The organism is Fischerella sp. JS2 (assembly GCF_032393985.1).
Taxonomy (GTDB): Bacteria; Cyanobacteriota; Cyanobacteriia; order Cyanobacteriales; family Nostocaceae; genus Fischerella.
The window spans coordinates 4,852,506-4,866,002 of record NZ_CP135918.1 but is presented as its reverse complement, the minus strand read 5'-3'; the positions used below and the strand labels follow the sequence as shown (position 1 = coordinate 4,866,002).

The following is a 13,497-nucleotide window of genomic DNA, read 5'->3' as shown; positions in this document are numbered from 1 at the left end:
GTAATGATATCTATGGAGCTATGATGGTGCAAGAGGTAGATTTTTCTCAATGAGAAAGTTACCATGACAACAACATAGTTGCAATTCAGCGCAGATCGCTATTAAACTACTTTGGTGTGAGAGATGACAGAGCGGGATACTTCAGAAAGTTGGTCACTAGGCAGAGCTAGAGAGCCAGATATGATGACAAGATTATCCCGAGCCGGGCACGTTAATGAGACTAAAATGTCTGGTGTACCACCTGCCGGCTCTAACTCCAAGTCTGTGATGCAGTCAAAACCAAACACTTCTGAACAACTACCACCCAGTGGTCATGGTTCTGGGAAAATGCCACGCTGGTTAAAAAGCTGGATTTTGTGGGCGCTTTTATTAACACTAGTCCCCGGCGGCATCGCCTTTATGGCAATGGGAATGCTGCTCAAGTTGCCATCTGCCCCCAACTGTCCATCTATTTTCTGGCCTCTGGCTAGTGCATCGGTACGCTTACACTGTGCCCAACTCGCCGCTTCTAAGCAAACAGTCAAAGACCTTCTCCAAGCAATTGATCTAGTTAAGCAATTACCGGAAAGCCATCCCTTACGAGAAGAAATAGACCGTTACCTGGAACAATGGTCACGAGATATTTTAAAGTTAGCAGATGAAAGTTTTCAACAAGGCAAATTAGAGGAAGCGATCGCCACTGCTAAGCAAATTCCGGAAGACCTTCCTGCTCATCAACTGGTAAAAGAGCAAATTACCGAATGGGAAAAAATTTGGTCAGAAGCAGAAGGTATTTACCAAGAAGTAGAAAACGAAATGCGTGAACAACACTGGCACGACGCATTTATGGCTGCTGCTAAATTATTACGAGTCGATAACAAGTATTGGGCGAGTATCAAATACGACCAATTAAATCGATTAATTACTAGTGCCAGGGAAGATGGCGATAAACTGGCAAAAGCTGAAAATCTAGCCCAAAGCGAGAATGTAGATAACTTACTCAAAGCGATTAAAATTGCAGAGTCGATCCAAAAGGACAGTTACGTTTATCCGAAAGCTCAAGAAGCTATTCCTAAATTTGGACGTGCAATGCTAGATTTAGCACAAAAAAATCTAGACCGTCGTGATGCCGACCAAGCAATATCTATTGCCCAACAAATTCCTATCAGTACAGGACTACAGTCAGAAACAGAGGACTTTATTGCGATCGCACAAGCCCAAAGAAATGCTTGGATTGGCACTGTAGCAGGTTTAGAGACAGCAATTGCCCAAGCTCAACAAATTGATCCATCGAGAACAGTCTACGACAAAGCCCAACAGTTAATCGCTCGTTGGCAACTAGAAATTGAAGATGTCTCGAAGCTCGAAAAAGCACGAACACTGGCGAGTCAAGGCACAATCAACGATTTAACAGCAGCGATCGCCGAAGCACAACAAATTCCCGATAGCAACCCGCGTGCACAAGAAGCTAGAGAAGAAATAAATGGTTGGGTTGCTCAAGTCCAGACAATCGAAGATAAACCTTATTTAGAACGTGCTGAAGAAATAGCCTTGTTAGAAGATATCAACTCTTTGCAGGCGGCAATTACTGAAGCAAGGCAGATTCGCCGAGGACGAGCATTATATAGAGAAGCACAGAGAAAAATTGCCATTTGGACAGCAAAGATAGAACGCATAGAAGACCAACCTTACTTGGATCAAGCACGAGACCTAGCTAGTAGTGGCAACCTTCCCGCCGCTATTAACGTTGCTCAACAAATACCCTCAGGCAGGGCATTATCTGGTGAAGCCCAAGCCGCTATAGATGACTGGCGCGCCCAAATTCGCGCTCGAGAAAACTGGAACAAAGCAAAAGAAGTGGCATTAGCTGGTACTCCCCAAGCTCTGATAGAAGCAATTAGACTTGCCAATCGAGTGCCTCGCAGTAGTATTCTCAGCAGTGATGCGAGCATTGCCATTGACCAATGGAGCCAGCAATTATTGGATATAGCACGCTCCCAAGGCGAGTCTGATATTCCCAGAGCGCTCGAAACAGCTAAGCTAATACCACGCTATGCCTCTGCTTACAACGCTGCTCAAGAACAAATTCGTATTTGGCGCAATTTCCTTAATCCTGCACCAGAGCAACAATTTGACCCATTATTGCCAGGAGGGATTCAACAACAGCAGTAATCTAAATTTGTTAGGGTGGATGGGCAGAGGAATGGGATTAAAAAAATTATTTCCCTTACACTCCCACACCCTTTTTAGTGCGAATAGAAAAATAACATAATTCTGTTGAATTTATACATATATGTGAGAAAGATGATTTAATAACTAGTTAGACAATTTGAAAACTTTCCTGTCAACTTTAATGCGGCACTGATCATTTATTTAATGATGAGCTATGATTTCTCACTAGGAAGTAATGATATGACCAAATATCTAGTGATAGCTTAACTGGTCGTAAAAACTATGCAGCGAAAAATTAAACTGTTTGCAAAATGCTTAATTTTACTTTAATAGTGATTAATTTAGCTGATTGCTAACTGTAATTTCAATAAAATTTTTTAATTTTTATATAGAGGCAATAATGTCTAACACTACCAATTTTAATAAAAAAAACACTCAAAATCAAGCATGGCGACACCAATCCCTATATCAAGAACAAAATCTAATTGAAGGAGAAACTCAAGACACAAAAATTGATGAAATACCGGAATTTTCGGAAGAAAGTACGATTTATAACATTTCCAATCGCGGGCGTGTAGTGATTTTGATTGATGGTTCTAACCTCTTTTATGCTGCTTTGCAATTAGGGATTGAAATTGATTACTCCAAGCTACTGTCTTATTTAGTAAAAGACGGTAGACTACTGCGTGCTTTCTTTTATAGTGGAGTTGACCGTACCAACGATAAACAACAGGGTTTTTTGTTATGGATGCGTCGTAATGGCTATCGCGTAGTCACCAAAGATGTAGTTCAATTTCCTGATGGCTCTAAAAAAGCCAATTTAGAAGTAGAAATTGCTGTAGATATGATGACTTTAGCTTCCCACTGCGACACAGTGGTTTTAGTCAGTGGGGATGGAGACTTAGCTTACGCTGTAAATGCAGTTTCCTATAAAGGAGTGAGAGTAGAAATTGTCAGTCTGCACTCTATGGCTAGTGAGAGTCTAATTAATTATGCTGACTGTTTTATTGATCTCGATAGCATTAAAGAAGAAATTCAAAAAGTTTCGAATACTGGCTATATGTAGTTAGTGGTTAGTGGTTAATGGTTGTTTAATACTTACTCCCCACACTCCCCACACTCCCCATCTCCCTTGTCCCCGATCCCCCATCCCTATTTTGTCTGAAAAATATTTTGTACCATTTTTTTATCTGTACTTGCTGCTGCTTTGTCCAGTTCTGCAATTTCGCCACAGTTGAGTTGCCAACCTAAAGTGCCAATATTATCTTGTGCCTGTTCTACACTTTTGGCTCCAGGGATAGGAATAGTTCCCTTGCAGATACACCAGTTGAGAGCTACTTGGGACATGGTTTTATTTCTAGACTGAGCAATCTGTTGTAAACAGGTTAAAAGCGATCGCACCCCTGGTAATAACTGTCTAAACAATAGTCCCCGAATTCCTTTGGGAAACGGGCCTTGCTCAGAATATTTTCCTGTTAATATTCCCAATGCCAAAGGACTGTAGGCAATTAGTTTAATTCCTAGTTCGTCACAAACCTTTTTAATCCCCAGTTGAGTGACAGGATAAGTAGACAGTAATGAGTATTGTATTTGCAGAGTCGCAATTGATATTCCTCGTTCTGCAAACTTTTTATGCACCTGTTTAAGCCGTTTCGATCCGTAATTAGATAAACCTACTCCTTTCACCAAACCTTGTTCGTAGAGATCTCCTAAACCATCCAACAGCGCCCCTTCTTGCCAAGGAGCATAGTTAGCTGTAGACCAGTGCATTTGTACCAAATCTACATTTTTTCCCAAACGCTTAGCAGAGGCTTGACAAGCCCGCACCATAGACTGGCGCGTCAATCTCCAAGGATAAGCAGCAAGTTTAGTGGCAATGCAAATATTTTCTTTACCTACACCTTGATATTCTCTAGTAAATCTTCCTAAAAGTAACTCACTACGACCATTCAATTTTCCCGTTCCGTAAGAGTCGCCCGTATCAAATAAAGTTACACCATGACTTACGCAAAGGTCAAAGACAGCTTGCAACTGGCTATCCATACTTTCATCGTATCCCCACAGCAGCCGATTGCCCCATGCCCAAGTTCCACAACCTATTGTTGGCAGAAAAAGTTTTTTGTCATTTGTCATTTGTCATTTTTCATGAATCATTGGTAAGGGTTTTAGGCTTGTTTACTGAATCACTGATTGGTTTTTTGTGATTAAATAAAAAGCTTTCCCAAAATTCATTATCAAACAATTCAATACATTCAATAAACTTATTCTTTGATTAAGTATTTACCCTTTGTGCAAAAGTAATACTAGGCACTAATGAGCTAGTATCTACGTCAATTATTTCACTGTGCTAAGTCTGCTTCAGTTTTTGGGCAGGCAGTAACTCAACGCGCACGGAATGAACAACTACTGATTAACCAGTTCGTAGACATGATGGCTAGTAAATTTCATAAACAAAGCAGACGATCGCACATGTGGGTAGATAAAAAATCATACAAACTTCAAGATTGCTGGCCTCCTAGCAGGCGATGGCTTAAGTATCTTCTCCCACTACTTTTTTTAATGTCATTCTTGACAACATCTTTGGTTAATAACCTTAACTCTGCAACCGCAGAGGTTTCTCGTCAAGAAATTCGTGGTGTGTGGATGACCAACAATGACTTTAACACCCTCAGGGATCGTACCAAAGTCCAAAATGCCGTTAGACAATTACGGGAATTGAACTTCAACACAATCTATCCCGTGGTGTGGAACTCTGGTTATGTCATGTATCCTAGTGCCGTAGCCAAACGCGAAGGTATCCAACCCTTTGTATTGCGAGGTTCAGATGGACATGATATCTTAGCAGACTTGATTAACCAAGCCCATCGTCAGGGCCTACTTGTGATTCCCTGGTTTGAGTTCGGTTTTATGGCTCCCCAGATGTCGGAACTGGTATTGAACCATCCAGATTGGTTTACTCAGAAACGGGATGGTAGCCAAACTTCCATCAGTGCTGCGGGTGAGGTGATGTGGCTCAATCCCTTTCATCCAAAAGTACAAGAGTTCATCACTAATCTCATCGTCGAAATCGTTACCCAATATGATGTCGATGGTATTCAGTTTGATGACCACATGAGTTTACCCCGCGAATTTGGCTACGACAAATACACAACTGCCTTGTATACTCAGGAAACTCAAAACAATCCACCTAGCAATCCCGAAGATCCAGCATGGATGCGCTGGCGGGCAGATAAGATTACAGCGTTTATGGTACAACTCAATCAAGCTGTAAAAGCCAGAAAACCCAATGCCATTTTCTCCGTTTCCCCTAATTACTACGACTTTGCTTATAAATTCCAGTTGCAAGATTGGCTAGCTTGGCTCGATCAAAATATTGTAGATGAGCTAATCATGCAAGTATATCGTTCCAATTTGGAAAGTTTCGTTGCTAAGCTTTCTCGTCCTGAAATTCAGATATCACAACAAAAAATACCAACAGGCATTGGTATTATGACAGGGTTACGAAATAATCCTGTGCCGATCCAACAAATTAAATCACAGGTGCGGGCTGCCCAAGAACGTGGTTTAGGCGTGGCTTTCTTCTATTACGAAAGCTTGTGGGAATATGCCCCAGAAACACCTGATAAGCGCCAGGCTGCATTTAAAACTCTGTTTGCAAATCCTGCACTCCGTGCCAGAGTTGAGTAATTTCTTTGTGTCTTAGTGTCTTATGTTTTAAAAATGATTTTTGAACCACCAAGGCACAAAGATACTAAGACAGTTGCAGTTACAAGCGTTTCTGTTGGCAGATCGCCATAGTCAACAAGCAAAAACTTTTCCGCTATCTAAATGGAACAATTCATCTCCCGTTAAGTCGTCGAATGTAACGGGAGATGTTTAGTATTTCTGCGTTGATCACTTTGCGGTTAGCTGGGGAGTGTCAATTCCATTCTTTGAATACACGCAGCCAACCAGACTAAACCTACAGCATAGCCAGCGACTACATCAGTAGGCCAATGTACACCTATATACAGCCGAGTTAAACCGATCGCCAAAATTAAAGCGGCAGTTCCGATAAAAATCAGTCGCCGATATTGAGGATATTGCTTTGCTAAGGTGTAACCAATCAAACCATAAATCACCATTGATGCCATAGCGTGACCGCTAGGAAAGCTATAGTGACGTACATTGACAAGATGATCCCACAGCACTGGACGCGCCCGACGAAATAGTTCTTTGAGAAAAATATTCAAGCCGATCGCACCAACTGCGGCTAGAGTTAAGTTATTTGCTTCCCAAGAACGCTGATTGTATGCTGATCTAGTTGCCAATCCCAGACAAACCAACAACAAAACTAGCGGCTCACCCAAAAAAGTGATACTAAGCATGATGCGGTCTAAAAGTGGCGTGTGCAACTTTTGAATTGTTAGTAAAATTACTTCGTCTAATCCAGACCTACGCAACCATGTGGCACATAAAACGAAGGTGGAAACAGCTCCTGATACCAGAATCAGTTTACTATTTGCTTTGTTTAGTTGTTTCTGCACAGGCAGGGTCAAGATAGGTGAATTCCTAACTTTTTTTTGTGCTGGGTTGGTGATAGCTGTTTTTACAGGTAATTTCCTAATGATTTTTGTGTAATCTACAACGATTTCTTGCAAAAGCCAAGCGATCGCATTTGGGTTAATCTCTGGATGGAAAAGAACCAGGACATTTCCTGTCACAGGATTAGCACGAACTTGTGTAATTATTTTCTCTTCTGACAATCTAGATTCCAGGTATGTTTTTAGATTTTCTGAATAATACAGTCCATTGACCTTATATCTAGCCCTGCCTTTGACAGCAGTATGTAGCGCCTGTATCAAAGGATTTCCGTTGGGGAAATGATTGAGAGAATTGCCCATTTTTACGAATTGGAGATTGGGGATCAGGAATCGGGAATCGGGGATCGGGAATCGGGGATCAGGGAATAAAAGAGAAAAATACCTCCTTGTCTCCTTTGTCGTCCTTACCTTCCAGTTCTTAATCTCCTATCCCTACTTTACTAATATCTAATATTTTAAGTATCTAAACAGAGTCAATTACACACTGTTTGTCTGTTAAGAGCACCCCACTAGCGGCACACCATCAGCTACGAATGAAGAAATAAACAACGAATCCTCTTCCCTTCGCCTTCTGCCTTCTGCCTTGTTTGTTTAAAGCTCCCTACTCCCTATTCCCTCTGTCCACTGAGTTTTGAGATACTTCACATTCAATTGACATTAGGTAACGATACACGATACACCAAAGCTTATGGTTGTGTAAATTTTTTCAATGCAAAGTTTTTTAAACTTTCAGTTTAATCAGCATAAGGAGGGATGGACATGGATGCCAATTTGATCGTATCCAACATCCTCAATCCCCCAATCTTGTTTTTTTTCTTGGGAATGACTGCTGTTTTTGTCAAGTCTGACTTAGAAATTCCCGCACCTGTACCCAAACTTTTTTCGCTTTATTTGCTGTTTGCAATTGGGTTTAAGGGAGGGGTAGAACTGATGAAAAGTAGCGTTACTCAAGAAGTAATACTGACACTTGTAGCAGCAGTACTGATGGCTTGTGTTGTGCCGATTTACACTTTTTTTATTTTAAGGCTGAAGCTAGATACTTACGATGCTGCTGCGATCGCTGCGACTTATGGTTCTATCAGTGCTGTTACTTTCATTACGGCGAGTGCCTTTTTAAATGAACTGGGCATTACTTTTGATGGTTACATGGTAGCAGCCTTAGCTCTGATGGAATCCCCAGCCATCATTGTTGGTTTGATCCTGGTGAATCTATTCACTAGTGATGGCAAGCGGGACTTTTCTTGGCCGGAAGTTTTAAGAGACGCATTTCTCAACAGTTCAGTCTTTCTTTTAGTTGGTAGTCTGCTGATTGGATTCTTAACAGGGGAACACGGTTGGCAGGTTTTAGAACCCTTTACTCAGGGAATGTTTTATGGCGTTCTCACCTTCTTTTTACTAGATATGGGGTTAGTCGCAGCTAGAAGAATTAAAGACTTACAAAAAACTGGGGTTTTTCTGATCTCATTTGCCATCCTGATCCCAATAGTCAATGCAGTCATTGGGTTAGCGATCGCCAAAGCAATTGGTATGCCTCAAGGAGATGCACTTTTATTTGCTGTGTTGTGTGCGAGTGCCTCTTACATAGCTGTGCCAGCAGCGATGCGATTAACCGTTCCAGAAGCAAATCCCAGCTTGTACGTTTCTACTGCTCTGGCAGTTACATTTCCGTTCAACATTATTGTAGGAATTCCGCTATATCTGTACGGAATTAACCTATTTTGGAGGTAATGTTATGCACCTAGTCAAAAAAATAGAAATTATTGCCAACTCTTTTGAACTGGCCAAAATTTTGGAGAGTTTAGACAAATCAGGTGTACATGGTCATATTGTAATTCGTAATGTCGCTGGCAAAGGATTACGAGGAACAGCTGAAGATTTGGACATGACGATGCTTGATAATGTTTACATCATCGCGTTCTGTATGCCAGAACAACTCAAGTCAGCTGTGGAAAATATCAGACCCGTACTCAATAAATTTGGGGGAACCTGTTACGTCTCCGATGTTATGGAAATCCGTTCATTAAAATGTGTCGCATCACTATGAGAAGGCAGAAGGGAATCCATCAATAAATTGAAGGATTTCAAGCAAGGATACCTTTTGTCTTCACTCTGGAAGTCTCGTAGACGCAAAGAGGCTTCAAGGGAGAGTAAAAGATCCTTTTACCCTTTTGATAAATATATTTTCTTCTGCCCTCTGCCTTTATTAGGTAAAAAACCTTACATGCAAGGAAGCTTTTCATGGAACGTCGTGACTTTTTAAAGTGGGGAATCTTTGGGGGACTTGGTTTATTGGTAACTGCTAGCGATTTACTCTGGCAGGTAGAACAAGTTCAAGCTGCTGAATTACCCCCAACAGCTGCTCCTTCCCTCAGTCCAGATGCTGCACTGCAAAAGCTGCTAGAGGGAAATCAGCGTTTTGTCCAGCATCAACCTCAATATCCCGATCAATCTCAGACTCGATTGCAGGAAGTAGCTCAAGCTCAACATCCATTTGCAACTATTTTAAGTTGTGCAGATTCGCGAGTGCCTGCGGAAATTATTTTTGACCAAGGCATCGGTGATATTTTTGATGTTCGCATTGCCGGAAATATTGCTACCCCAGAAGCGATCGGTAGTATTGAATATGCAGTTGCTTTGTTGAATACTCCTTTGCTGATGGTATTAGGTCATGAGCGATGTGGAGCAGTCACCGCCGCTGTGCAGAACGAAGTGTTACCTGGTGATATCAGTACTTTTGTCAAGGCAATTAAACCAGTCGTGGCCAAGGTCAAATATCAGCCAGGCGATAAAGTTGATAATGCTGTAATTGCCAATGTGCATTATCAAATTCAACGGTTAAAGCGATCGCCCCTTTTATCTGAGCTATTACAATCCGGGAAATTAAAAATCGTAGGTGGTCGTTATGATTTAGATACGGGTAGTGTAAATATTATCACTTAATAACATACCGTTGGTAATTGGTAATGAGCGATCATCTGCGTCATTACCGATTACTAGCCTTATAAGTCAAGATTTGAGTTAAATAACCGCCGCTTCCACAACCGCACCCTGCATTTTCTCAAATGCATCTATGAGGGTTTGCAACTGCTGATCTGCCTTGAACACTCCCAAACCACGCACTGTGACTTTTCCTGGTGAATAAACAAAACGAGATTTGAGATTTTCTGGTAAATTTCCTGCTAACAAATTCCAAGCAGGTTCTTCCATTGGTGTTTCTAAAACAACGTGTTGTTTTGCTTCTGGTTTAATGCGACTAAAGCCTAGTTTTTTAGCTAATTGTTTCAATTCCATCACTCGCAATAGTTGACTAGCAGGTTTGGGAATTGTACCGTAGCGATCGCTCCACTCGGCAGCAATTTGTGTTAGTTCTTCTTGAGATTTAGCAGCAGCCACCGCACGGTAAGCGCTCATTTTTTGGTCAATATCAGGGATGTAATCAGCAGGAACAAAGGCTGTAAGGTTGAGATCAATTTGGGTATCTTCAACTTGGGGTATTTCTTGTCCCCGGATTTCCCGAATGGCTTCTTCCAACATTTCCATGTATAAATCGAAACCGATAGCTTCCATTTGCCCTGATTGTTCTGCACCCAATAAGTTACCAACACCGCGAATTTCCATATCTCGCACAGCTAATTGATATCCAGAACCCAACTGTGTAAATTCCTGGATGGCTCGTAGACGCTGGCGGGCAGCATCAGATAGTGTGCGTTGCTTCGGGTAAAATAGCCAAGCGTGAGCCTGAATTCCTGCACGTCCTACTCTTCCCCGCAACTGATACAACTGTGCTAAACCAAAACGATGGGCATCTTCAATTAAAATCGTGTTGACACGGGGAATATCTAAACCAGATTCAATAATCGTCGTACAAACCAAAATATCTGCTTCCGCACTACTGAAGGAAAGCATGATCGATTCTAATTCGCCTGCTTCCATTTGCCCGTGAGCGATCACTATTCTCGCCCCCGGGATCATTTCCCGCAACTCATCTGTTCTTTCTTCGATACCTTCGACACGGGGTACGACATAAAACACCTGTCCGCCTCTGTCGAGTTCTTGCCGAATCGCACTGCGGACTGTTTCTGGGTGCATTGGTGCAAGATGAGTCTTGATCGGACGACGGGATGGTGGCGGTGTAGTAATCAAACTCATTTCCCGGATACCCGACAAAGACATATATAAGGTGCGCGGGATGGGTGTGGCTGAGAGAGTCAGTACATCTACCTGAGTTTTTAAAGTTTTAATTTTTTCTTTTTGATTCACCCCAAACCGTTGTTCTTCATCCACCACTAACATTCCCAAATCTTTGAAATTTACATCTTTACTCAATAGTTGGTGTGTACCTACAACTACATCTAATTCACCTGATGCTAGGCGTTTTTGAATATCGCGACGTTCTTGGGGACTGCGGAAGCGGTTCAGTAAACCAATGTTAATTGGGTAAGGTGCAAAGCGTTCTTTAAGAGTGTGATAGTGTTGCTGCGTTAGGATAGTAGTAGGTGCAAGGAGTGCCACTTGTTTGCCGGCGGTGACTGCTTTAAAGATAGCGCGGATAGCCACCTCAGTTTTACCGAAACCGACATCGCCACACACTAAGCGATCCATTGGGCGATTGCTTTCCATGTCCCGTTTCACATCTTGCACAGCTTTGAGCTGATCGGTTGTGGGTTGGTAAGGGAACGAATCTTCTAGTTCTTGCTGCCAAGGCATATCTGCCGGAAAGGCAAAACCTTTTTGTTGCGATCGCGCTGCATATAATTTCAGCAAGTCCACCGCCAGTTTCTTTATAGCTTTGCGGACTTTGTTCTTGGTATTTTCCCAAGCCTTACCAGTCATTTTGTTTAATTCTGGGGGCTTGTCGCTGGTGGTACGAAAACGTGATAAAGCATTAACTTGATCGGCTGCTACCCGCAATAAACCATCTGCATATTGCACCACCAAATAATCACGGGTTTCATTGTTAAGCGTGAGACTTTCCAACTTGAGGAATTTACCGACACCGTGATTTCTGTGAACTACATAATCACCGGGACGGAGTTTGTTGGGGTCTACTTGCTTAGAAGCAGCTTTACGCCGCTTGCGGATATAACCGAAGGTTGCCAGAGTATGCTGCCCGTAAAATTCCCGGTCAGTGACAATCACTGTGCGAAAAGTCGGCAGAATAAAGCCTTCCAACTCTGCCAAACCGGAATATTTCAGAGCAACTGGTACGTGATTAATTTGTAACTTGTCGATCGCCTGGTAGTCACGGGGATTAGGGATAAACTGAGCCGGACAATCGTGTTCTTGCAACAGTGAGACAGAACGACTGGGTTGTGCCGAAATTAACCAAATCGAGAAATTGCGCTCACGCTCTTGTCTAAGTGTTTCGGCAATTTTGGCATAAGCGTGCGGTGTCGTCGGTAGTCCACGACAAGCAAGATTTATACCTTGATTTTCTTCGGCAATTTCTGATAGATATATCTTTTTAAATGCTTGGGAAGCAGCTAAACAATCATCAAAACAACAATGAATTTTTGGTAAGGCGATCAAGGCTGCTTCTAAGGCACGATCACCTTCCTCTTCATCTGCTCCTCTACTCCCTAAAAGTAGCCATTGTTCCTCGGCATTTTCCACCCAGCGATCGCTATGAGCATGACACTGTTCTGGCTCATCAATTGCAATAAAGGTATTTGCTGGTAAATAATCTAATAATGAAGCTGGTTTTGTGAAAGCCAACCCTAAAAACCGACGGCTACCTTCCAACGATGCACCTGCTTCAATCTGTTCTTGTTCGACTGCGGAAAGATAAGTTTTGACATTTTCTAGCCTCTCTCCACTCAATGCTGCCATCACCACAGGCGCAAAGCTAGTGGGAGTAAGAATTAACTGGTCAATTTTATCTAAAGCTGAACGTTGAGTTGCTGGATCAAATTCTCGGATTTGCTCGATTTCGTCCCCAAACCACTCCAAGCGGACTGGTAGTTCAGAAGACACAGGGAACACGTCTACAATATCACCCCGCCGACTCCACTGCCCTTCTGTTTCTACTAATGCAACCCGTTCGTACCCTAGACTCGCTAATTTTTCACTGAAACTATTTAAATCCAACTCCATCCCTTGTTTGAGAGTGAGACACAAAGGAGCAAAGCTAGTTGGTGGTGGTAAGTGGGGTTGCAGGGCGGCGTGAGTGGCGATGATGGCCATTCGGCTGTTAGTGATGGGGTGATGGGGTGAAACTGTCTCCCCATCTCCCAACCTCCCCACCTCCCCATCTTCCTGGGTTCCAAATCTCACTAAGTCTGCCAATACCTGCATCTGTCCCCAAGTCATTTCGGTTTCAGGGTCAAAAGGTTCGTAGGGGGATGCTTCGGATGTGGGATAAAAATGTATAGTTTGCCATCCCATCGCTTCCAGTTGTGCTGTCCAGCGTCCAGCTTCCTCCAAAGTGGCACAGACCACAAATAAATTTTGTCCTTCAGTTTGAGCCAGTGCCGAAGCTAGTAAGCCTTTTGGTAGGCGAGGAATACCATTTAAATGTAAATTTTTTTGCCGATTCAGCTTAGAGATAAATTCTGTGGTGAGCGGCGATCGCCCTAGAGCGCGCACAATGGAAGAAAATGCCATAACTTTTTAAATAGGTGGGAGTCGTTCTGACCAGCAATGCACAATCATAGCGTTTACTTTAACTATTTTAGAAATGTCAACGATAATAGAGCTTTATTTCCAATAAGACAGAGGGCAGATAGCAGAAGGGGTAAGAATTTTCATGTTTGGTTGTCTACCA

9 protein-coding genes are annotated in these 13,497 nt (G+C 42.4%); 6 read left to right on the top strand and 3 right to left on the bottom strand.

The genetic code is table 11. The features are described 5' to 3' along the window. Positions 1–123: 123 nt before the first annotated feature. Both RS893_RS20685 and RS893_RS20680 read left to right on the top strand, forming a co-directional pair. A complete protein-coding gene (locus RS893_RS20685; protein ID WP_315787477.1) occupies positions 124–2,151 on the top strand; it encodes a chromosome segregation ATPase in 2,028 nt (675 codons plus the stop codon). A gap of 400 nt (positions 2,152–2,551) precedes the next feature. Then, a complete protein-coding gene (locus RS893_RS20680) occupies positions 2,552–3,217 on the top strand; it encodes an NYN domain-containing protein (RefSeq protein WP_315787475.1) in 666 nt (221 codons plus the stop codon). An 86-nt stretch (positions 3,218–3,303) separates the two neighbouring features. On the opposite strand, the gene RS893_RS20675 is transcribed toward RS893_RS20680, so the two are convergent. After that, positions 3,304–4,284, bottom strand: coding sequence for an aldo/keto reductase (locus RS893_RS20675; RefSeq protein ID WP_315787473.1), 981 nt, complete (start codon positions 4,282–4,284; stop codon positions 3,304–3,306). A 297-nt stretch (positions 4,285–4,581) separates the two neighbouring features. Between RS893_RS20675 and RS893_RS20670 the strand changes: the two genes are divergently transcribed. Continuing rightward, entirely contained in the window at positions 4,582–5,838 is a 1,257-nt protein-coding gene (locus RS893_RS20670; RefSeq protein ID WP_396336467.1) for a glycoside hydrolase family 10 protein, read from the top strand. Between the two features lie 218 nt (positions 5,839–6,056). Here the strand turns inward: RS893_RS20670 and RS893_RS20665 are convergent, their stop codons facing one another. After that, complete coding sequence (locus RS893_RS20665; RefSeq protein ID WP_315787470.1) at positions 6,057–7,034, bottom strand: phosphatase PAP2 family protein; 978 nt, start codon at positions 7,032–7,034, stop codon at positions 6,057–6,059. A 459-nt stretch (positions 7,035–7,493) separates the two neighbouring features. Between RS893_RS20665 and RS893_RS20660 the strand changes: the two genes are divergently transcribed. The 3 genes from RS893_RS20660 (at position 7,494) to RS893_RS20650 (ending at position 9,674) form a co-directional block, all read left to right on the top strand. After that, entirely contained in the window at positions 7,494–8,462 is a 969-nt protein-coding gene (locus tag RS893_RS20660) for a sodium-dependent bicarbonate transport family permease (RefSeq protein ID WP_315787468.1), read from the top strand. A 4-nt stretch (positions 8,463–8,466) separates the two neighbouring features. Next, on the top strand, positions 8,467–8,778 hold the full coding sequence (locus tag RS893_RS20655) for a P-II family nitrogen regulator (protein WP_009453674.1): 312 nt from the start codon (positions 8,467–8,469) through the stop codon (positions 8,776–8,778). A 194-nt stretch (positions 8,779–8,972) separates the two neighbouring features. Then, complete coding sequence (locus tag RS893_RS20650) at positions 8,973–9,674, top strand: carbonic anhydrase (protein WP_315787458.1); 702 nt, start codon at positions 8,973–8,975, stop codon at positions 9,672–9,674. Positions 9,675–9,752: 78 nt separating this feature from the next. Here RS893_RS20650 and mfd read toward each other — a convergent pair whose 3' ends face one another. Beyond that, complete coding sequence (gene mfd / locus RS893_RS20645) at positions 9,753–13,337, bottom strand: transcription-repair coupling factor (protein WP_315787457.1); 3,585 nt, start codon at positions 13,335–13,337, stop codon at positions 9,753–9,755. Positions 13,338–13,497 lie beyond the last annotated feature (160 nt).